Raw genomic sequence first — 20,198 nt, 5'->3', positions numbered from 1 at the left:
CGTCACTCGGTGACGGCACGCGTCGCCGCCCCGTCCTCGACCTCTTCGTCCGACGGGTGCCGGCGCGCGCGTGGCGGCCTGCCGGACCACCAACGGGCTCCCCCGGCGCCGACCGCCCCTTCAGCCGCCGCGACGAGCCACCCGAGACCGCCGCCCGGCGCCCACCCCACGAGGGCGCAGATCGCGACGCTGAGGACCGCGCCGACCAGCGCGAAGGCGAGGACGTGGACGCCCAGGCGCGGTTCGTCCTTCAGGAGCTCGGTGAGCAGCCGGCCCGCCGGGTACCCGACGAGCAGCACCGGCACCGCGGCGACGAGCACGACGAACGGCGCGACGACCAGGGTCGTCCCGACGGCCCCGTCGGGTGTGACGAAGGCCGGGAGCACGAACAGAGGCGCGTTGACGACGAACAGGATCACCAGGCATCGCCGGCACAGCCGCAGGACCCCCGCCGGGCCGCGGACGGGAATCGTCGCACGCCTCGCCGCTGGACCTGTGGGGTGCGTCGGCGCGGCTCTGCGCACTAGAAGAGCCGCGAGCCGCTGTCGTCGACGCCCTTCATGGCGTCGTAGTCCAGGACGAGGCAGCCGATCCCGCGGTCGGTGGCGAGCACGCGCGCCTGCGGCTTGATCTCCTGCGCGGCGAACACCCCCCGGACGGGCGCCAGGTGCGGGTCACGGTTGAGCAGCTCCAGGTAGCGGGTCAGCTGCTCGACGCCGTCGATGTCGCCGCGGCGCTTGATCTCGACGGCGACCGTCCCGCCGGCGGGGTCCTTGGCCAGGATGTCGACCGGCCCGATCGCGGTCGGGTACTCGCGGCGCACGAGCGTGTGGCCGGTGCCGAGCAGGATGATCTGCGCGGCGAGGAGCTCCTGCAGGTGGGCTTCGACGCCGTCCTTGACCAGCCCCGGGTCGACGCCCAGGTCGTGCACGGAGTCGTTCTGGACCTCGTGCAGCTCGATCTCGAGCCGGTCGTCCGACTTCTGGTGCTGGACGGTCCACACCTGCGTGACACCGCGCTCAGCAGCCTCGTCGGACGGCTCCAGCACCGCGAGCGTGCACGGCGGGCTCATCCAGTTCAGCGGCTTGTAGGACCCACCGTCGGAGTGCAGGAGCACGCTGCCGTCCGCCTTCACGACGAGCAGCCGGGTGGCGAGGGGCAGGTGGGCGTTGAGCCGACCGCTGTAGCGCGCCGAGCAGGACGCGACGACGAGGCGCATGGAGCTCGTTTCTGTCAGGTGACCGAGTTGACGCGCATCGGCGTCGCCTCGATCCAGGACGTCAGGCCCGTGTAGGCCTCGGCGCTCAGCAGGAGGTAGAAGTCCTCGGTGGACCGGCAGGTCGCCACGATGAGCCGGTCGCCGGCCGCTGCGTCCGCATCCTGCCAGCGGCGCTCGACGACCGTCAGCCCGACGCGGTCCCAGCGGATCCGCGGGCGGGGCGCCAGCGAGTAGCGGCGCCAGAAGTAGAGCTTGGCCGAGCCGTACTGTGCGACCCCTGCCGTCCACGGTCCCTCGGCGCTGGGACTGTTCCAGCAGTGGAACGAACCGACGCGACGGTCGAGGGTGTGGACCCGGGAGAGCCAGAGCGCGAACGTGACCAGGGCGAGCAGGGCGGCGCCGATCACCAGCGCGACGACCACCCCGCTCACTGCGTCAGTGACCCGTCGGAGCCGCGGGGCGCGTGCCGACCACGGCGTCGTCGACGACGATCGTCAGGTGGTTGGAGTCGAACGACAGGAACCCGCCCTCGACCTGCCAGCGCTCGGGCTGGCCTCCCCCGACCGGGAACACGCGGACCTCACCGGGCTGGAGCACGGAGAGCACGGGCTCGTGACCGGCCAGGATGCCGATCTCGCCCTCGCCGGCCTTCGCCGAGACCTGCCGGGCGGTGCCGGACCAGAGCTTGCCCTCGGCGCCGACGATCTCGACCTCGATGTCTGCCATGAGCCCTCCTTCGAAAGTATGTGGCGGCTAACGATGCGCACGGACGCCGTCAGAGACGGCGTCCGCGCGGGACCAGCAGGATCAGACGCCGTAGTCCTTCTGGATACGGGCCCAGTTGCGCTCGAGGTCCTCGAGGCCACCGATGTTGAAGAACGCCTGCTCGGCGATGTGGTCGAACTCGCCGTCGGCGATCTTGCCGAAGGCCTCGACCGTCTCGCTCAGCGGCACCGTCGAACCGACGACGCCCGTGAACTTCTCGGCCATGTACGTGTTCTGCGAGAGGAACTGCTGGATGCGGCGGGCACGGGCCACGACCGTCTTGTCCTCCTCCGACAGCTCGTCGACACCGAGGATCGCGATGATGTCCTGGAGCTCCTTGTTGCGCTGCAGGATCGACTTCACGCGGGTCGCGGCGTCGTAGTGCGCCTGGCCGACGTAACGCGGGTCGAGGATCCGGCTGGTGGAGGTCAGCGGGTCGACGGCGGGGTAGAGACCACGCGAGGCGATCTCACGCGACAGCTCGGTCGTGGCGTCCAGGTGCGCGAACGTCGTGGCCGGGGCCGGGTCGGTGTAGTCGTCGGCAGGCACGTAGATCGCCTGCAGCGAGGTGATCGAGTGACCACGCGTCGAGGTGATGCGCTCCTGCAGGAGGCCCATCTCGTCGGCGAGGTTCGGCTGGTACCCGACGGCGGACGGCATGCGGCCGAGCAGCGTCGAGACCTCGGAACCGGCCTGCGTGAACCGGAAGATGTTGTCGATGAAGAGCAGCACGTCCTGCTTCTGCACGTCGCGGAAGTACTCCGCCATCGTCAGGGCGGACAGGGCGACGCGCAGACGCGTGCCCGGCGGCTCGTCCATCTGGCCGAAGACGAGCGCCGTCTTGTCGAAGACGCCGGCCTCCTCCATCTCGACGATGAGGTCGTTGCCCTCACGGGTGCGCTCGCCGACACCGGCGAACACCGACACACCACCGTGGTTGAGCGCGACGCGCTGGATCATCTCCTGGATCAGGACCGTCTTGCCGACGCCGGCGCCGCCGAAGAGGCCGATCTTCCCGCCGAGCACGTACGGGGTCAGCAGGTCGATGACCTTGATGCCGGTCTCGAACATCTGCGTCTTCGACTCGAGCTGGTCGAAGGGCGGGGGCGTGCGGTGGATCGGCCAGCGCTCGGTGACCTCGAACTTCTCGCCCTCCTTGAGGTTCAGCACCTCGCCGATGACGTTGAAGACGTGGCCCTTGGTGATGTCACCGACGGGCACGCTGATCGCCTCGCCGGTGTCGCGCACGAGCGCGCCGCGGACCAGGCCGTCGGTCGGCTTCAGCGCGATCGCGCGGACGAGCGAGTCGCCGAGGTGCTGTGCGACCTCGAGCGTCATCTCGACGCCGCCCTCGGCCTCGCCCTCACCCTGCGCGGACAGGTCGATGGTGACCTTGAGCGCGTTGTAGATGTCGGGGATCTGGTCCGACGGGAACTCGATGTCGACGACGGGGCCGATGACCCGGGCGACGCGGCCCACGCCGGGACCGCCAGCGTGCTCGACGGCAGCTTCGGTGGTGGTGGCAGTCATGTTCTTCTCCGGTTGGATTCTCGGAAGGGTCTGGTGGGATCAGCCGGCGAGCGCGTCGGCGCCCGACACGATCTCGCTGATCTCTTGGGTGATCTCGGCCTGGCGGGCCTGGTTGGCGAGGCGGGTGTACATGCGCACCAGGTCCTCCGCGTTCTCGGTGGCGGTGTGCATCGCACGTTGACGAGCAGCGAGCTCGGACGCCGCGGCCTGCAGCAGGCAGGTGTAGATGCGGCTGCGGATGTACCGCGGCAGGAGGGCGTCCAGGACGTCCTCGGGCGACGGCTCGAACTCGTACAGCGGAGCGATCTCGTCGTCGCCGGTCGGCTCGACGCCATCGACGATCTCGAGCGGCAGCAGCCGGATCACGCGCGGGGTCTGCGTCACCATGTTCTTGAAGTGCGTGAACACGACGTGCAGCTCCGAGACGCCGCCCTCGTCAGCCGGCGCTCGGAATGCCGCGAGCAGGGCGTCGGCGATCTCGTCGGCCGTGTCGACCGTCGGAGCGTCCGAGTTGCCCGTCCACTGACCGGCCAGCTCGCGTCCACGGAACGCGTAGTACGACACGGCCCGGCGACCGGTCGCGTACACGACCGGCTCCTTGCCCGCCGTGGTGAGCCGACCGATGAGGCGCTCCGCCTCCCGGATCGCGCTCGCCGAGTACGCCCCCGCCATGCCGCGGTCGCTCGTCACGACGAGCACCGCCACGCGCTGGGTGTCGGTGCGCTCCGTGAGCAGCGGGTGCGTCACGTTGGAGTGCGTCGCCACCGCGGACACGGCTCGGGTGAGCGCACGAGAGTACGGCGTCGCCGCCGTCACTCGCGCGCGGGCCTTCCCGATGCGCGAGGCAGCGATGAGCTCCATCGCGCGGAAGATCTTCTTCAGCGACTGTGTCGACCGGATCCGCTGCCGGTAGACGCGCTGCTGACCTGCCACGGTCAGCCCTTCTTCTGCCGGACGATCTGCTCCTGCTCGACCTCGACACCTTCGCCGTCGTCGGCCGTGCCGACGAGCGTGGTGCCGTCACCCACGAGGAAGCCGTTGCGGAAGTCGTCGATCGCGGCGCCGAGCGCCTTCTCGGTGTCGTCGTCGAGCTTGCCCGAGGACGCGATGGTCGAGAGGACCTCGGTGTTGCGGCGCAGGTGGTCGAGCAGCTCGGTCTCGAACCGGCGCACGTCGCCGAGCGGGACGTCGTCCAGCTTGCCCTTCGTGCCGGCCCAGATGGACGCGACCTGGTCCTCGACCGGGTACGGCGAGTACTGCGCCTGCTTGAGCAGCTCCATCAGGCGGGCACCACGCGTCAGCTGCGCACGGGACGCCGCGTCGAGGTCCGAGGCGAACATCGCGAACGCCTCGAGCGAGCGGAACTGCGCCAGGTCGAGCTTCAGCGTGCCGGAGACCGACTTCATCGCCTTGACCTGTGCGGCACCACCGACGCGGGACACCGAGATGCCGACGTCGACGGCGGGGCGCTGGTCGGCGTTGAACAGGTCCGACTGCAGGAAGATCTGGCCGTCGGTGATCGAGATGACGTTGGTCGGGATGTACGCCGACACGTCGTTCGCCTTGGTCTCGATGACCGGCAGACCCGTCATCGAGCCCGCGCCGAGCTCGTCGGAGAGCTTGGCACAACGCTCCAGCAGGCGGGAGTGCAGGTAGAAGACGTCACCGGGGTACGCCTCGCGGCCCGGCGGACGACGCAGCAGCAGCGACACGGCGCGGTACGCCTCGGCCTGCTTCGACAGGTCGTCGAACACGATCAGGACGTGCTTGCCCTGGTACATCCAGTGCTGGCCGATGGCCGAGCCGGTGTAGGGCGCCAGGTACTTGAAGCCGGCCGGGTCGGACGCCGGAGCAGCGACGATCGTCGTGTACTCCAGGGCGCCGGCCTCCTCCAGGGCGCCGCGGACGGCGGCGATGGTGGAGCCCTTCTGGCCGATGGCGACGTAGATGCAGCGGACCTGCTTCGTCGGGTCGCCGGTCTCCCAGTTGGCCTTCTGGTTGATGATCGTGTCGATCGCGATCGCCGTCTTGCCCGTCTGGCGGTCACCGATGATCAGCTGACGCTGGCCACGGCCGATCGGGATCATCGCGTCGATGGCCTTGAGGCCGGTCTGGAGGGGCTCGTGGACCGACTTGCGGTCCATGACGCCGGGGGCCTGCAGCTCGAGCGCGCGGCGACCCTCCGTCTCCAGCTCGCCCAGGCCGTCGATCGGCTGGCCCAGCGGGTCCACGACGCGGCCGAGGTAGCCGTCGCCGACGGGGACCGAGAGGACCTCGCCCGTGCGGCGGACCTCCTGGCCCTCCTCGACGCCCGTGAACTCACCCAGCACGACGACGCCGATGGTGCGGACGTCGAGGTTCAGAGCGAGGCCGAGCGTGCCGTCCTCGAAGCGGAGCAGCTCGTTCGCCATCGCGCCGGGCAGACCCTCGACCTGCGCGATGCCGTCGGCCGTCAGCGTCACGCGGCCGACCTCTTCGGTCACCACGCCGCTCGGCTCGTAGGACTTCACGAAGCTGTCCAGCGCGGCCCGGATCTCGTCCGGCCGGATCGTCAGCTCAGCCATTGCTCTTCTCCTGTCGTGACCACGCGGTGCGCGGTCGTACGTTCGTTCACGTCGTTCGATGGGCCGGCCTGGGGCCGATACTCAGCTGGCAAGTCGTCGTCGTGCGTCGGCGAGCCGTGCGAGCACGGTCGAGTCGACCACGTCCGCCCCCACCTGGATGCGCAGACCGCCGAGGATCTCGGGGTCCACGGTCACGTTGAGCTGGACGTCCTGCCCGTAGGCCTGCTGCAGGATCGAGCCCAGTCGGTCCATCTGTGCCTGCGACAGCTCCGAGCCGGAGGTCACCGCGGCGACGAGGCGGTTCCGGCGCTGCGCGGCCATCTCGGCCACGTCGCCGAGCGTGGCGACGAACCGCTTGCCCCGCGGCGACGCCGTCGCGCGGCGGGCGATCTGGAGGGTCGCGTCGGCCACCTTGCCCTGGAGCAGGTTGTCGACGAGCTGCACGCGGTTCTCCCGCGTCCCCCGCGGGTCGAACAAGGCCGAGCGCACCTCGCGCTGCCCGACGAGCGACCGCGTGATGCGGAACAGCTCGTCCTCGACCTGCTCGAGCTGCTTGCCCGCCTCGGCCGACGCCAGCACCGCGTCGAACCCCAGCTGCTCGACCGCGTCGCCCAGGTCGTTCTCGGACGTCCAGCGCGACCGCGCCAGACCCGAGACGGCCGTCACGACGCGCTCGTCGGAGCGGGCCAGGACCGCCGAGACCAGACCGGCCTTGGCGTTCGCTTCGATCGCGGGGTCGGACAGGGTGCGCCGCAGCGAACCCGAGGAGTCCAGGGCGTCCACGACGGCGAACAGCTGCTCACCGAGGTCGGCCGCCTGCTTGCCCGCCGCGGTCAGGACCGGCGCGAACCGCTCCTGGACCGCCGTGAGCGAAGCGAGACTCGTTCCGCGCATCAGTTCTCCTTGGCCGCAGCAGACGCGGCAGTAGACGCCTCGAGGTCCTCGAGGAACCGGTCGACGACGCGCGACTGGCGTGCCGTGTCCTCAAGGGACTCGCCGACGATCTTGGATGCCAGCTCGGTCGCGAGTGCACCGACGTCAGCACGCAGGGAGACGGCCGCCTGCTGGCGCTCCGCCTCGATCTGGCGCTGGGCCGTCTCGACGGTGCGTGCCGCGTCCGCGGTCGCCTTCGCCTTGATCTCGGCCGAGATCGCGCCACCCTCGACGCGCGCCGCTTCCTTGATGCGGGCCGCCTCGGTGCGCGCGTCGGCGAGCTGCTGCTCGTACTCGGCACGCAGCGCCGCTGCCTCGGCCTGTGCGGCCTCGGCGTGCTGCAGACCGCCCTCGATCTTCTCCGCGCGCTCGTCCAGCACCGCCTGGAACTTCGGCAGGGCGTACTTCTGGAACACGAGGAAGAGGATCACGACGATGACGAGCGACCAGATGATGTCGTACGTCTCGGGCAGGAGCGGGTTCAGCTCCTCGGTGTCTGTTGTCTCCGCCACGCTCTGCGCGGCAGCGACGAGCGTCGCGGTGATCACTTCAAGAAGAAGGGCGTGGCGATCGCGAGGAGCGCCAGGATCTCGATGAACGCCAGGCCGATGAACATCGTCGAGCGGAGCTGGCCGGACATCTCAGGCTGGCGCGCCATGCCCTCGATCGTCTTGCCGAACAGGATGCCGAGGCCGATGCCGGGGCCGATGGCCGCCAGACCGTATCCGACGAGGGCGAGGCCGGTGATTTCCACTGGATCTGGTTCCTTTCATCTGCGCGCCGCTCGGCGCGTCCGTTGCGGGCGACGGTCCGGGTTCAGCCCGTCGCTGGGGGTGCGTCGATCAGTGCTCTTCGGTGATCGACATCTGCAGGTAGACGGCGGTGAGGATCGAGAACACGTACGCCTGGAGCAGCGCGACGAAGACCTCGAGCAGGAAGAACGCGAACCCGGCGACGAAGGTCACGGCGCCGAACGCCTTGAGCCCGGCCGACGCCTCGAAGAACAGGAAGGAGGTCGCCGCGAAGCACAGGGCCAGCAGGAGGTGTCCGGCCATCATGTTGGCCAGGAGTCGGATGACGAGCGTCGCGGGCCGCAGCAGGAACACCTGCAGGAACTCGACGGGCGTCAGCAGGAGGTAGATCGGCCACGGCACGCCGGGCGGGAAGAGGCTGTGCTTGAGGTAGCCGCCGACGCCGAACTTCTTGACGCCCTGTGCCAGGTACATGAAGTAGACCCAGAGCGCGAAGATGATCGGCAGGCCGATCACCGAGGTCCCCGCGATGTTCAGGAAGGGGATCACGCCGGTGATGTTGAAGAAGAAGACCGCGAAGAAGATCGTCGTGATCATCGGGACGTACTTCTTGCCGTCCTTCTCACCGAGGATCTCGTACGCGATCTGCGTCCGGCAGAAGTCGAGCCCCATCTCGAGCACGCTCTGGAAGCGCCCCGGCACGAGCTTGGCGCGACGGGCGCCGATCACGAAGATGACCAGGAACGCGATGACGGCGATGAAGCGGACCAGGATGATCCGGTTGATCTCGAACGGCGTGCCCTCGAACCAGATGGCCGGCGGGAAGAAGTCGATCAGCGAAGGGGCGTGGAACCCACCGCTGCCGTCATCCGTGGCAAGCGGCAGGATCGTCGCAAGGCTGGACAGGGCGGTCTCCTGGTGGTCGTGTGCGCCGCGCCGGCCGCATCAGTGCGGGCACAGGCACGGCGCCGGGCCGTCGTGGATGGTCGAAGCCTAACCTATGAAGTCTGTTGGTCCCGACCCTGGCCGGCGGCGTCCGAGGGGCCCTGGACACCCGTCTGGGTGGGCTGCTCGTCGAAGTACGTGATGCGTCCGCGCTGCACCGCGCGGGCGTCGAGGATGGCCGAGCCGATCACCCCGACCATGAGCACGACCGCGAGCACCTGGGGGTTGTAGAAGTCCAGGTGACGGATCGATGCGAGCACGACGATGACCACGATGAGCTTGCCGAGCCACGCCCCCATGAGGACCGCGAGCATCGTCGTCGGGTTCGACCTGGAGGTGCGCCACACGGAGATCACGGTGGTGCCGGAGAAGATCAGCGCGACGAAGACCCCGATGAGTGCACCCCAGACACCGGCCATGCCGTCGACGAGGTAGCCCACGGCGACGCCGACGACGGTGAGGACGCCCAGGAGCACGAGCATGTCGCGCAGCGCCTGACGGAACACGGCGTCGGCGGCGGTCGGGTGGGACGTGGTCACGACGTGTGCTCCAGGGGCGGTGTGGTGGCACGACCGCGCAGTGGGCCGAGCGTGAGGATCGTGGCGACGATGACGGCGGCGCCGAACAGCAGCAGCACGGTCGTCGTCGACCACTTGTACAGCGCGATGACGCCGAAGGCGAAGACCGCCGTCCAGACGTACATGATCGCGACCGCGCGGCGGTGGGAGTGGCCCAGCGCGAGCAGGCGGTGGTGCAGGTGCATACGGTCCGGGTGGAACGGCGACTTGCCCTTGCCGACCCGGCGCACGATCGCCAGACCCATGTCGAGCAGCGGCAGGAGCAGGACGGCGAACGGCAGCAGGATCGGCAGGAACGCGGGGAACTGCTGGCGCTCGAGCACCTGCTCGGTCTGCCCGGTCACGACGATCGCGGCCGCCGAGAAGACGAACCCGAGCACCATCGCGCCCGAGTCCCCCATGAAGATGCGTGCCGGGTACACGTTGTGCGGCAGGAAGCCGACGCACGCGCCCACCAGCACGATGAGCACCAGCGCGGCGAGGCTCGCGTTCGCGTAGGTGCCCGAGTTGACGTCGCGTGTCAGCAGGTAGGCGTAGATGAAGAACGCGGAACCGCCGATCGCCAGCACGCCCGCAGCCAGGCCGTCGAGTCCGTCGACGAAGTTCACCGCGTTCATCGCGATCACCACCGTCAGGACCGTCAAGAAGGTCCACAGTCCCCACGAGCCGACGGTCAGGCCGCCGATCGGCAGCTGGTAGAGCCGCACGCCCTGCCACACGAGGAAGCCGGCCGCGAGGACCTGGCCCATGAGCTTGGTCAGCCAGTCGAGGTCCCAGATGTCGTCCGCGACGCCCAGCGCGCAGACGATCCCCGCGCCTCCGACGATGCCGATCAGCGGGCGCGGGTTCGCGTACACGCTCTCCAGGAACGGCAACCTGCTGGCCATCACGACCGCGACCAGGATGCCCGCGAACATCGCCATGCCACCGAGACGCGGCGTCGGGATCGCGTGCACGTCGCGCTCACGCACGGCGGTGATCGCGCCCCAGCGCAGCGCGAACCAGCGGGCCAGCGGGGTGGTCAGGTAGGCGACGGTCGCCGCGATGAACAGGAGGAGCAGATAGACCCTCACGGGGCGGGTGCCTCCACGTCCGTGACCTCGCGCAGCTCCTCGAGGCTGATCGCTCCCGCACGCACGAGGCGCAAGGTCTCCCCCGTCGCGTCGACGATGCTCGACGCGACCTGCCCCGGGGCGTCGCCGGCGTCCAGGTACACCGCGACGGCGTCGCCGAGCTGGTCGTATGCGCCCTGCGCGCTCACCGCAGCAGGCTGTCCGGTGGTGTTGGCGCTCGACACCGCCAGCGGGCCCGTGCGCTTGAGCAGCGCGAGCGCGGTGGGGTGGTCCGGCATCCGCAGCGCGACCGTGCCGTGCGTCTCGCCGAGGTCCCAGGCGAGCGACGGCTGCGCGTGCACGATGAGCGTCAACCCGCCGGGCCAGAACTGCGCGGCGAGGGCACGCGCGCCGACGGGCACGTTGATCGCGAGCCCGTCGAGGGTGGCCACGTCGCCGATGAGCACCGGCGGCGGCATGTGCCGTCCGCGGCCCTTGGCGTCCAGGAGCGCCTGCACCGCGGGCGGTGTGAAGGCGTCGGCACCGATCCCGTAGACCGTGTCGGTCGGCAGGACGACCAGGCCGCCGCGCGAGACCACGTTGACCGCCTCGTCGATCGCAGGCCCCCAGGTCGCGGGGTCGCTCGCCGGCGTGATGCGCTCGTTCACGGCGCCGAGTCTGTCACGAGAGGGCGGGAGTTCCGGCGCGCGACGAGCATCCGCGGACGTCCGGTGAGGTCGTCGCGCGACTCGATCTGCTCGAACGCGCCCGTCGCCTGGGCATCCGCCCGCGCTGCCGCGTCCTGCACCTCGGCGTGCTCCATGACGAGCAGACCACCGGGCTTGAGCAGCCGAGCGGCCGCGCGCAGGACCGCGCGCGGGACCTCGAGGCCGTCCAGCCCGCCGCCGTACAGGGCCAGGTCGGGGTCGTGGTCGCGCACCTCGGGATCGACCGGCTCGGCGTCCGGGGGGATGTACGGCGGGTTGGCGACGAGGACGTCGACGGACCCGTCCAGCTCACGCAGGAGGTTCGCGTCCGCGACGTCACCGACCTCCGCCAGGAGGCTCGAGGCGCCGTTGTGCAGCGCGTTCCGCCTGGTCAGCGCGACCGCCTCCGGTGAGAGGTCCACCGCGTGCACGGTCGCCGTCGGCACCTCCGTGGCCACCGCGATCGCGATGCCGCCGGCGCCGCAGCACAGGTCGACGACGAGCGGGGCCGCCTTCCGGACCGCCTCGTCGATCGCCGCCTGGGCCACGACCTCCGTCTCGGGCCGTGGCACGAACACGCCGGGCTCGACCAGCAGGGTCAGGTAGCGAAACCCCGTGGAGCCGACCAGGTGCTGCAGCGGCTCACGGTTGCGGCGACGCTCGACCAGCGCCGCGTAGGTCGTCGCGAAGCCGTCCGGCAGCGGGGGTGCCATGGCGAGCTCGAGGCGTTCGAGGCCGAGGACGTGCGCGGCGAGCGCGGTGGCGTCGTGGCGGGGCGACTGCACGCCTGCCTCGTCGAGGAGTCGCGTGGCCCCCTCGACCAGGTCGCGGATGCTCGGCCGGCGCGGGGTGCTCGTCGTCACGCGTCGCCTGCCGCTGCGAGCCGCGCGGCCTCGTCGGCGTCGATCGCGGACTGCACCACGGGCGCCAGGTCGCCGCCGAGCACGGCGTCGAGGTTGTACGCCTTGTAGCCCGTGCGGTGGTCGGCGATGCGGTTCTCGGGGAAGTTGTACGTCCGGATGCGCTCGGAGCGGTCGACCGTGCGCACCTGGGAGCGACGCGCCTCGCTCGCCGCAGCGGCTGCCTCTTCCTGGCGGGCTGCCAGGATGCGCGCACGCAGGACGCGCATGCCCTGCTCACGGTTCTGCAGCTGCGACTTCTCGTTCTGCATCGACACGACGATGCCCGTCGGCAGGTGCGTGATGCGGACGGCGGAGTCGGTCGTGTTGACGGACTGCCCACCGGGGCCCGACGAGCGGTAGACGTCGATGCGCAGGTCGTTGGCGTCGATCTCGACCTCGGCCTCGTCCTCGACCTCGGGGAAGACCAGCACGCCGGCGGCCGAGGTGTGGATGCGGCCCTGCGACTCCGTGACCGGCACGCGCTGCACGCGGTGCACGCCGCCCTCGTACTTCAGGTGCGCCCAGACGCCGTCCTCGGGCGCGACCGTGCCACGGCTCTTGATGGCCAGCTGCGCGTCCTTGTAGCCCCCGAGGTCGGAGTCGGTGGCGCCCAGCAGCTGCGTCGCCCAGCCCATCTTCTCGGCGTAGCGCGTGTACATCCGCAGCAGGTCGGCCGCGAAGAGGGCCGACTCCTCGCCGCCCTCCCCCGCCTTCACCTCGAGGATCACGTCGCGGGCGTCGTCCGGGTCGCGCGGGATCAGGACCTCGCGCAGACGCGCGCCCGCCGCGTCCGCCGCCCGCTGCAGCGAGGGCAGCTCGGCGGCGAAGCTCTCGTCGACCTCGGCGAGCTCGCGCGCGGCATCGGCGTCGTCGCTCGCTGCCTTCCAGGCGGTGTACGCCTGTGCGACCTGTCCCAGCTCCGCGTAGCGCCGGCCCAGCTTGCGCGCGTTCGCGGCGTCCGCGTGCACCGCAGGGTCGGCCAGCTGGGCCTCGATCTGCGCGTGCTCGGCGAGCAGCGGCTCGGCGGCGGCGAATGCCTCGCTCATGGGATCCCTCGGCGTCGGTCGTGCTGCGGTGAGCTCGGTCGTGCTCGTCCTCGGCGCTCTTGCTGGGGTGCTCCGAGAACGACGCAGCGCCGGCGCCCGCGCGGACACTGCCATGGAGGGCAGTCGTCCGCGCCGGGCACCGGCGCTGCGGGGTTGCTAGTTGGCGTCCTTCTTGCCGTAGCGCGCCTGGAACCGGGCCACGCGGCCACCGGTGTCCAGGATCTTCTGCTTGCCCGTGTAGAACGGGTGGCAGGCGTTGCACACGTCGGCGTGGATCTTGCCGCTGGTCACCGTCGACTTCGTGGTGAACGTGTTGCCGCAGGTACAGGTGACGACGGTCGCCACGTACTCGGGGTGGATGTCAGCCTTCACAGAACTTCTCCTTGGGTGGGTGTCTCCGGGTCCGGACGCGCGTAACGGCGCCGGTGAACCGCAGACCAGCGAACCATTGTGCCAGAACAGCGAGGTGGCCCGAAATCATCCCGTCGCAGCTTGGCCGATGACGTCGATCACGTCGGCTGGGCGTCCAGGCGGGCTTTCTCGACCTCGACGTCGAAGTCCGCCGGCGGCCAGCCCAGGTCCAGGGCCTGGAGCGCGTCCCGCAGAAGCCGGCCGACGGCCATCCGCGCGTACCACTTGGAGTCCGCCGGGACGACGTACCAGGGCGCGTGCTCGGTGCTGGTGCGGTCGAGGACCGCCTGGTAGGCCTCCTGGTAGAGCGGCCACTGCGCGCGCACGTCGACGTCGCCCGGGTTGTACTTCCAGTACTTGTCGGGGCGCTCGAGGCGCTCGCGCAGCCGCGCCTTCTGCTCGGCGGGAGAGACCATCAGCGCGACCTTGACGATCGTGGTGCCCGCGTCGACGATCTCCTTCTCGAACGCGTTGATCTCGTCGTAGCGCGGCTCCCACACGTCGCGCGGCACCAGCTCGTTGACCCGGACGACGAGCACGTCCTCGTAGTGCGACCGGTCGAACACCCCGATGTGCCCCGGCGTCGGCAACGCCTCGCGGATCCGCTGCAGGTAGTGCTGCGAGCGCTCCTTCTCCGTGGGCACCCCGAACGACCTGTGCTGCACGCCCTGCGGGTCGACCAGGCCGATCACGTGACGCACGATCCCGCCCTTGCCCGCGGTGTCCATGCCTTGCAGGACCAGCAGCACCGACCGGGTCCCGCCGGTGCGACCGTCCGCGAACAGGCGCTCCTGCAGCTCCCCCAGCCGCTCGCCGTTCGCCGCGAGCCGCTTCTCCCCCGCCGTGCGCCCGTGGTCCCACCCGGGCCTCGACGAGGGGTCGAAGTCCGCCAGATCGAACCCGGGTCCGACCCGCAGGGCCTCCCCCGGCAGTGTGGTCCACTTCTTCATCGATCGGCTCCCTCGCACGGCCCGGACAGGACACGCCGCACGCTAGCGGGTCGACAGATCCGCCGCCCGACGCCGACATGACGACGACCGCACCCCGACGGGGCGCGGTCGTCGTCCGAGCCGGTCTCAGATGGTGCGGCCGGCGTTGTCGTCCGCGAACGTGTTGCCCGGGGTCGTCTTCTGGACCTGGAGCAGGAACTCGACGTTCGACTTGGTGTCACGAAGCTTGCCGATGAGCAGCTCGATGGCCTGGGTCTGGTCGAGGGCGCCCATCACGCGACGGAGCTTGTAGATGATCTTCAGCTCGTCGTTCGCCATGAGGATCTCCTCGCGGCGCGTGCCGGACGCGTTGACGTCCACCGCCGGGAAGATGCGCTTGTCGGCCAGGTTGCGGGAGAGCCGGAGCTCCATGTTTCCCGTGCCCTTGAACTCCTCGAAGATGACCTCGTCCATCTTGGAACCGGTCTCGACGAGCGCCGACGCGAGGATGGTGAGCGAGCCACCGTTCTCGATGTTGCGCGCTGCGCCGAAGAACCGCTTGGGCGGGTAGAGCGCCGAGGCGTCGACACCACCGGAGAGGATGCGACCGGACGCCGGAGCGGCCAGGTTGTAGGCCCGCGACAGACGCGTGAGCGAGTCGAGGAGCACCACGACGTCCTGGCCCAGCTCGACCAGCCGCTTGGCACGCTCGATGGCGAGCTCCGCGACGATCGTGTGGTCGGACGCGGGGCGGTCGAAGGTCGAGGCGATGACCTCGCCCTTGACCGTGCGCTCCATGTCCGTGACCTCTTCGGGGCGCTCGTCGACGAGCACGACCATGAGGTGGACCTCGGGGTTGTTGGTCGTGATCGCGTTGGCGATCTGCTGCATGATGATCGTCTTGCCCGCCTTGGGCGGCGCGACGATGAGGCCGCGCTGGCCCTTGCCGATGGGCGCGACGATGTCGATCACACGGGGCGTCAGCTTGGTCTGCTCGCTCTCGAGGCGCAGACGCTCCTGCGGGTAGAGCGGCGTGAGCTTGTTGAACTCAGGACGGTTCTTCGACGCGTCCGGCTCGGCACCGTTGACCGAGTCCAGCCGCACGAGCGCGTTGAACTTGCTCGGACGGTTGCCCGGCTGCTGCGGCGGCTGCTCGCCCTCACGGGGCTGACGGACCGCACCGGTGACCGCGTCACCACGGCGCAGGCCGTACCGCTTGACCTGGTTGAGCGAGACGTACACGTCGTTGGCGCTGGGCAGGTAGCCCGTGGTGCGCACGAACGCGTAGCTGTCCATCAGGTCGAGGATGCCTGCGACGGGCAGCAGGACGTCGTCGTCGCTGACCTCGATGTCGTCGAGACCCGCGAGCTCGCCCGCACCCGGACGGCGCGTGCCACGGCCCTTGCGGTCCCGGTCGCGGTCGCGGTAGCGGTCGCGCGAGCGCCGACGACGACCGCCGCGCTCCTCGCCGTCCTCGCCGTCCTGGAAGCCCTGCTCACGACGCTGCTGGCCGGGCTGCTGAGCCGCGGCCGGCTGGCGGTCCTGCTGCTGGTTCCCGGCAGGCTGGCTCGCGCCCTGCTGGCGGTTGCCCTGCTGACGGTCCTGCTGACCGTTGCTCTGCTGGCGCTCCTGCTGCGTGGCGCTCTGCTGGCTGTTCTGCACGGCCTCGTCGCCGCCCTGCGGGGCGCCGGCGCCCCGACCCGAACGACGCGAGCGACGCTCGCCGGTCACGGTGCCGACGGCGTCCGCTGCGCGAGCGGCACGGTCGTCGACCGGCGCGAGCTTGGCGTCCAGCGCGGCCTCCAGGCCGGCGAGCGCGTCACCCTTCGGCGCCTGCGTGGTCTCGCCGCGCGGAGCGCGCTCGGTCTGCGTCGGCACGTCCAGGTCCAGCTGCGGCGCCTGGTTGCGCGGCGCGCGAGCGGCTCGGGGTGCCTTGGCGGGCGGCTCGGCGACGACCGTGCTGGCGCTGCTCTCAGTGCGGCGCGGCTCGAGCGGCTGGGAGCGCGATCCCCCGCGAGCGTCCGAGATGGCCTGGACGAGGTCGCCCTTGCGCATCTTGGAGGTGCCCTTGACGCCCAGCTCGGACGCCATCGCCTGCAGCTCGGGCAGGCGGAGCGTCGAGATCGCGGCGCCGCGGGACGACCCGCCGGAACTGCTCACGGCGGGCTCGATGGTGTCTGTCACGAAGGACCCTTCCCCTCGTCGGTGGCCGGGACCCGAGTGGTTCGGGGATCGGCCGACGTCCGGTCGTGCTGACCGAGACGGTGGTGGAGCCGCACACGCTGCGTACGACGACGTCTGCGCGCGATGGGCTGGATCGTTCCCGGGTCGTCGACTCTTCTTCTGCGGCGGACCGGGTCAATCACGACGCGGGCTACCGAGGACGAGGTCCGGGGAACGCATCGATGTTATCACTTTCGGCTCGTCCACCTGGACGGGTGACCGTCCGGCGCGTACTTCACCCGGTCGGTTCACGTGCTGGACGGAACGACCGTCGCACCGGTGCGGTCGACGGCGAGGCGCAGGATCCGCCAGCCCCCCATCGCGCCCCCGAACGCCGCCGCGATCGCCTCGTCGGCGTCGGTCGTGGTGGCACCTGCGCCACCTGCGGCGCGCGCGAGCACCAGGACCGTCGGTCCCGCGCCGGACACGACCGCCGCGATCCCCTGCGCCCGCAGCGCATCGATGAGGGCGAGCGAGTCGCGCATCACCGAGCGGCGGTACTCCTGGTGCAGCCGGTCCTCGGTCGCGGTGAGCAGCAGCTCGGGCCGGCGGCCCAGCGCCTCGACCAGCAGCGCCGCGCGACCCGCCTGGAACGCCCCGTCGGCGTGCGGGATGGTGGCTGGGAGCACGCCTCGCGCGGCCTTGGTGGACAGGTGCGTCGGCGGCACGATCGCGATCGGGACGACCGACGCGTCCACGTCCAGGCCGATCGCCCGGAAGCCGGAACCGTCCTTCCACGCGAGCGTCGCACCGCCGAGGACCGCGGGGGCGGCGTTGTCGGGGTGGCCCTCGATGCCTGCCGCGAGATCGATCACGACGTCGTCAGAGAGCGCCTCGGGCTCGGCGATCAGGCCACGCGCGGCGATGATCCCGGCGACGACGGCGGCGGCCGACGAACCGAGTCCCCGACCGTGCGGGATGCGGTTGTGGCAGACGAGGTGCAGGCCGGTCTGCGGTGCGCCGACGTGGTCGAGCGCCGCGCGCAGCGAGCTGACGACCAGGTGCTGCTCGTCGTCGGGGACCTGACCGGCGCCCTCCCCCGTGACCTCGACACGGACGCCGGGCGAGCCGAGCGCACGCACGTCGAGCTCGTCGACGAGGTCCAGCGCGAGGCCGAACGCGTCGAAGCCCGGCCCGAGGTTGGCGCTCGTGGCCGGCACGCGGACGCGGACGTGGTCCGCCCCGAGGCGCATCGTCCCGGCCTCAGTCGAGGCCGAGTGCGGTGGCGATGGACACGACGTCCGACGTCACACGCACCGGGACAACGTCGCCGCCGTCCGGTGTCCGCAGCGCCCACTGCGGGTCCTTGAGCCCGTGCCCCGTGACCGTGATGACGATCTGCGCTCCGGCGGGGACGCGGCCTGCGTCGTGCAGGGCGAGCAGCCCGGCGACGCCCGACGCGGACGCCGGCTCGACGAAGATGCCGACCTCGGCCGAGAGCACGCGGTGCGCCGCAAGGATCTGCTCGTCGGTCACGGACTCGATGAGACCGCCCGACACGTCGCGCGCCTCCACGGCCTGCTGCCAGGACGCGGGGTTGCCGATCCGGATCGCCGTCGCGATGGTCTCGGGCTGGTCGATCGGGTAGCCGCGCACGATCGGGGCGGCGCCGTCGGCCTGGAAGCCCCACATGACGGGGGTACGAGTAGACACGGCCGGCTGCCCTGAATCCAGCCCGGCGTACTCGCGGTAGCCCTTCCAGTAGGCGGTGATGTTGCCCGCGTTGCCGACAGGCAGGACGTGGATGTCCGGGGCGTCGCCCAGGGCGTCGACGATCTCGAACGCGGCGGTCTTCTGACCCTCGATCCGGTCCGGGTTCACCGAGTTGACCAGCTCGACCGGGTACGCCTCGGCGAGCTTGCGGGCGGCCACGAGGCAGTCGTCGAAGTTCCCGTCGACCTGCAGCAGCGTCGCGCCGTGGGCGACCGCCTGGCTCAGCTTGCCCATGGCGATCTTGCCGTCCGGGACCAGAACCGCGCAGACCATCCCGGCGCGCGTGGCGTAGGCGGCGGCGGACGCGCTCGTGTTGCCGGTGGAGGCGCAGACGACCGCCTTGGCTCCGCGGGCCGCGGCCGCCGACATCGCGGTCGTCATGCCGCGGTCCTTGAACGACCCGGTCGGGTTCATGCCCTCGACCTTGATGTGGACCTCGGCCCCCGTCAGCTGCGAGAGCGTCGGCGAGAACACGAGCGGCGTGCCGCCCTCGCCGAGAGTCACGACGTGCGTCTGGACGTGCGCGGGCAGTCGGTCGGCGTACTCGGCGATCACGCCGCGCCACTGGTGGGCCATCAGGATCCTTCGACTCGGAGGACGGAGACGACGCGCTCGACCACGTCGAGGCGCTCGATGGCCTCGAACGTGCTGCGCTGGGCGTGCTCAGGGGCGGCGTGCGTGGTGATGACGAGGTGCGCGACGTCGGCGCCTCCCTCGGTCGACTGCCGGACGGTCTCGATGGAGACGTCGTGGCCGGCCAGGACCGCGGCCACCTGGGCGAGGACGCCCGGTCGGTCGACGACGTCGAGGCGCACCTGGTAGCGCGTGCGCGCCGCGTCGGCGGGGAGCACGGGCAGCTCGGCGTACCGCGACTCGACGGGACCGCGTCCCCCGAGCACCCGGTGCCGCGCGACGGAGACGACGTCACCGAGGACGGCCGACGCGGTGGGCTGGCCGCCGGCGCCGCGCCCGTAGAACATGAGCTCCCCGGCGGCCTCGGCCTCGACGAACACCGCGTTGTAGGCGCCGCGGACGCCGGCCAGCGGGTGCGTGACCGGCACGAGCGCCGGGTGGACGCGCACCAGCACGCCCTCGGCACCGTCCGACGCACGGCGCTCCGCGATCGCCAGCAGCTTGATGACGTAGCCGGTGCGTTCGGCCCACAGCACGTCGTCCGCGGTGATGCTCGTGATCCCCTGGCGGTCGACGTCGTCCAGCGAGACACGGGTGTGGAAGGCCAGCGACGCGAGGATCGCGGCCTTCGCGGCGGCGTCGTAACCCTCGACGTCCGCCGTCGGGTCCGCCTCGGCGTAGCCCAGCGCCTGGGCCTGCTTGACGGCCTGCTCGAAGTCGAGGCCCTCGGAGGCCATCTTGTCGAGCACGTAGTTGGTGGTGCCGTTGACGATCCCCAGCACGCGGTTGATGGTGTCGCCGGCGAGCGACTCCCGCACCGGGCGCACGATCGGGATGGCACCCGCGACGGCGGCCTCGAAGTAGAGGTCGACGCCTGCCTCGTCGGCCGCGGCGTACAGCGTCGGTCCGTCCTGGGCCAGCAGCGCCTTGTTGGCGGTGACGACGGACGCCCCGGAGGCGATCGCCCGCAGCAGGAGCGAGCGCGCGGGCTCGATGCCCCCCATGAGCTCGACCACGACGTCGGCCTGCTCGACGAGCTTCTCGGCGTCGGTGGTCAGCAGCGCGGGATCGACCACCGCGTCGCGCTCGACCTCGGTGTTGCGGACCGCGACGCCGACCAGCTCGAGCTTGGCGCCGACCCGGGACGCCAGGTCGTCCGCCTGCGTCGTGAGCAGCCGCACCACTTCCGTGCCGACGACGCCGCAGCCGAGGACGGCGACGCGCAAGGGCAAGCGGGCGGGCACGGGCGAGGACACAGGAGGGCCTCCAGTCGGGGGTGGTCGATGGCGCCCCCAG

General features: G+C 70.9%; 22 protein-coding genes. All 22 read right to left on the bottom strand.

The window, feature by feature from the left end; all coding sequences use genetic code 11:
• Nucleotides 1-2 precede the first annotated feature (2 nt).
• The 22 genes from AC1DPN_RS09915 to AC1DPN_RS09810 all read right to left on the bottom strand — a co-directional run bounded on the left by AC1DPN_RS09915 (nt 3) and on the right by AC1DPN_RS09810 (nt 20,158).
• On the bottom strand, nt 3-419 hold the full coding sequence (locus AC1DPN_RS09915; protein ID WP_477084561.1) for a hypothetical protein: 417 nt from the start codon (nt 417-419) through the stop codon (nt 3-5).
• Between the two features lie 104 nt (nt 420-523).
• Nucleotides 524-1,219 carry an endonuclease NucS gene (gene nucS / locus AC1DPN_RS09910; RefSeq protein ID WP_477084560.1) on the bottom strand — a complete coding sequence of 232 codons (696 nt, stop codon included), beginning with the start codon at nt 1,217-1,219 and terminating at the stop codon, nt 524-526.
• A gap of 14 nt (nt 1,220-1,233) precedes the next feature.
• The gene (locus AC1DPN_RS09905; protein ID WP_477084559.1) at nt 1,234-1,650 is read right to left on the bottom strand and encodes a DUF2550 family protein; all 417 of its coding nucleotides are present in this window, start codon (nt 1,648-1,650) and stop codon (nt 1,234-1,236) included.
• A 4-nt stretch (nt 1,651-1,654) separates the two neighbouring features.
• Nucleotides 1,655-1,945: a F0F1 ATP synthase subunit epsilon gene (locus tag AC1DPN_RS09900; RefSeq protein WP_477084558.1), complete on the bottom strand. Its 291-nt coding sequence runs from the start codon at nt 1,943-1,945 to the stop codon at nt 1,655-1,657.
• Between the two features lie 81 nt (nt 1,946-2,026).
• Nucleotides 2,027-3,514, bottom strand: coding sequence for a F0F1 ATP synthase subunit beta (gene atpD, locus AC1DPN_RS09895; RefSeq protein WP_477084557.1), 1,488 nt, complete (start codon nt 3,512-3,514; stop codon nt 2,027-2,029).
• Nucleotides 3,515-3,553: 39 nt separating this feature from the next.
• The gene (locus AC1DPN_RS09890; protein WP_477084556.1) at nt 3,554-4,447 is read right to left on the bottom strand and encodes a F0F1 ATP synthase subunit gamma; all 894 of its coding nucleotides are present in this window, start codon (nt 4,445-4,447) and stop codon (nt 3,554-3,556) included.
• A 2-nt stretch (nt 4,448-4,449) separates the two neighbouring features.
• A complete protein-coding gene (gene atpA / locus AC1DPN_RS09885; RefSeq protein WP_477084555.1) occupies nt 4,450-6,078 on the bottom strand; it encodes a F0F1 ATP synthase subunit alpha in 1,629 nt (542 codons plus the stop codon).
• An 81-nt stretch (nt 6,079-6,159) separates the two neighbouring features.
• Nucleotides 6,160-6,972: a F0F1 ATP synthase subunit delta gene (locus AC1DPN_RS09880; protein ID WP_477084554.1), complete on the bottom strand. Its 813-nt coding sequence runs from the start codon at nt 6,970-6,972 to the stop codon at nt 6,160-6,162.
• Nucleotides 6,972-7,556, bottom strand: a complete 585-nt coding sequence (locus tag AC1DPN_RS09875; protein ID WP_477084603.1) for a F0F1 ATP synthase subunit B — start codon at nt 7,554-7,556, stop codon at nt 6,972-6,974. The genes AC1DPN_RS09880 and AC1DPN_RS09875 overlap by 1 nt, the downstream gene beginning before the upstream one ends.
• Complete coding sequence (gene atpE, locus AC1DPN_RS09870) at nt 7,556-7,765, bottom strand: ATP synthase F0 subunit C (RefSeq protein WP_370504580.1); 210 nt, start codon at nt 7,763-7,765, stop codon at nt 7,556-7,558. Before atpE ends, AC1DPN_RS09875 begins: the two co-directional genes overlap by 1 nt.
• Before the next feature lie 88 nt (nt 7,766-7,853).
• Nucleotides 7,854-8,522 (bottom strand): F0F1 ATP synthase subunit A, encoded by a 669-nt coding sequence (gene atpB, locus AC1DPN_RS09865; RefSeq protein ID WP_477084602.1) that lies wholly within the window; start codon nt 8,520-8,522, stop codon nt 7,854-7,856.
• A gap of 239 nt (nt 8,523-8,761) precedes the next feature.
• On the bottom strand, nt 8,762-9,247 hold the full coding sequence (locus AC1DPN_RS09860; protein ID WP_477084553.1) for a hypothetical protein: 486 nt from the start codon (nt 9,245-9,247) through the stop codon (nt 8,762-8,764).
• Entirely contained in the window at nt 9,244-10,359 is a 1,116-nt protein-coding gene (locus tag AC1DPN_RS09855) for an MraY family glycosyltransferase (protein ID WP_477084552.1), read from the bottom strand. Before AC1DPN_RS09855 ends, AC1DPN_RS09860 begins: the two co-directional genes overlap by 4 nt.
• Entirely contained in the window at nt 10,356-11,006 is a 651-nt protein-coding gene (locus AC1DPN_RS09850) for an L-threonylcarbamoyladenylate synthase (protein ID WP_477084551.1), read from the bottom strand. The genes AC1DPN_RS09855 and AC1DPN_RS09850 overlap by 4 nt, the downstream gene beginning before the upstream one ends.
• Nucleotides 11,003-11,908 carry a peptide chain release factor N(5)-glutamine methyltransferase gene (prmC, locus tag AC1DPN_RS09845; RefSeq protein WP_477084550.1) on the bottom strand — a complete coding sequence of 302 codons (906 nt, stop codon included), beginning with the start codon at nt 11,906-11,908 and terminating at the stop codon, nt 11,003-11,005. Before prmC ends, AC1DPN_RS09850 begins: the two co-directional genes overlap by 4 nt.
• Nucleotides 11,905-12,993, bottom strand: coding sequence for a peptide chain release factor 1 (prfA, locus tag AC1DPN_RS09840; RefSeq protein ID WP_477084549.1), 1,089 nt, complete (start codon nt 12,991-12,993; stop codon nt 11,905-11,907). The genes prmC and prfA overlap by 4 nt, the downstream gene beginning before the upstream one ends.
• A 156-nt stretch (nt 12,994-13,149) precedes the next feature.
• Nucleotides 13,150-13,365, bottom strand: coding sequence for a 50S ribosomal protein L31 (gene rpmE / locus AC1DPN_RS09835; protein ID WP_477084548.1), 216 nt, complete (start codon nt 13,363-13,365; stop codon nt 13,150-13,152).
• Between the two features lie 137 nt (nt 13,366-13,502).
• On the bottom strand, nt 13,503-14,354 hold the full coding sequence (locus AC1DPN_RS09830; RefSeq protein ID WP_477084547.1) for a polyphosphate kinase 2 family protein: 852 nt from the start codon (nt 14,352-14,354) through the stop codon (nt 13,503-13,505).
• A gap of 126 nt (nt 14,355-14,480) precedes the next feature.
• Nucleotides 14,481-16,517, bottom strand: a complete 2,037-nt coding sequence (gene rho / locus AC1DPN_RS09825; RefSeq protein ID WP_477084546.1) for a transcription termination factor Rho — start codon at nt 16,515-16,517, stop codon at nt 14,481-14,483.
• 287 nt (nt 16,518-16,804) lie between these two features.
• A complete protein-coding gene (thrB, locus tag AC1DPN_RS09820; protein ID WP_477084545.1) occupies nt 16,805-17,749 on the bottom strand; it encodes a homoserine kinase in 945 nt (314 codons plus the stop codon).
• Nucleotides 17,750-17,759: 10 nt separating this feature from the next.
• Nucleotides 17,760-18,845 (bottom strand): threonine synthase, encoded by a 1,086-nt coding sequence (gene thrC, locus AC1DPN_RS09815; RefSeq protein ID WP_477084544.1) that lies wholly within the window; start codon nt 18,843-18,845, stop codon nt 17,760-17,762.
• On the bottom strand, nt 18,845-20,158 hold the full coding sequence (locus tag AC1DPN_RS09810) for a homoserine dehydrogenase (protein WP_477084543.1): 1,314 nt from the start codon (nt 20,156-20,158) through the stop codon (nt 18,845-18,847). The genes thrC and AC1DPN_RS09810 overlap by 1 nt, the downstream gene beginning before the upstream one ends.
• Nucleotides 20,159-20,198 lie beyond the last annotated feature (40 nt).

The organism is Cellulomonas sp. P4_H4, assembly GCF_056400865.1.
Note: the sequence above shows the minus strand (reverse complement) of the source record. Positions and strands in the feature narration are given on the sequence as shown.

Excerpts from the sequence above, each read along its gene's own strand:
- nucS (WP_477084560.1), bottom strand. The coding sequence starts at position 1,219 with ATGCGCCTCGTCGTCGCGTCCTGCTCGGCGCGCTACAGCGGTCGGCTC.
- prfA (WP_477084549.1), bottom strand. The coding sequence starts at position 12,993 with ATGAGCGAGGCATTCGCCGCCGCCGAGCCGCTGCTCGCCGAGCACGCG.
- thrB (WP_477084545.1), bottom strand. The coding sequence starts at position 17,749 with ATGCGCCTCGGGGCGGACCACGTCCGCGTCCGCGTGCCGGCCACGAGC.
- AC1DPN_RS09880 (WP_477084554.1), bottom strand. The coding sequence starts at position 6,972 with ATGCGCGGAACGAGTCTCGCTTCGCTCACGGCGGTCCAGGAGCGGTTC.
- atpD (WP_477084557.1), bottom strand. The coding sequence starts at position 3,514 with ATGACTGCCACCACCACCGAAGCTGCCGTCGAGCACGCTGGCGGTCCC.
- AC1DPN_RS09900 (WP_477084558.1), bottom strand. The coding sequence starts at position 1,945 with ATGGCAGACATCGAGGTCGAGATCGTCGGCGCCGAGGGCAAGCTCTGG.
- thrC (WP_477084544.1), bottom strand. The coding sequence starts at position 18,845 with ATGGCCCACCAGTGGCGCGGCGTGATCGCCGAGTACGCCGACCGACTG.
- atpA (WP_477084555.1), bottom strand. The coding sequence starts at position 6,078 with ATGGCTGAGCTGACGATCCGGCCGGACGAGATCCGGGCCGCGCTGGAC.
- AC1DPN_RS09830 (WP_477084547.1), bottom strand. The coding sequence starts at position 14,354 with ATGAAGAAGTGGACCACACTGCCGGGGGAGGCCCTGCGGGTCGGACCC.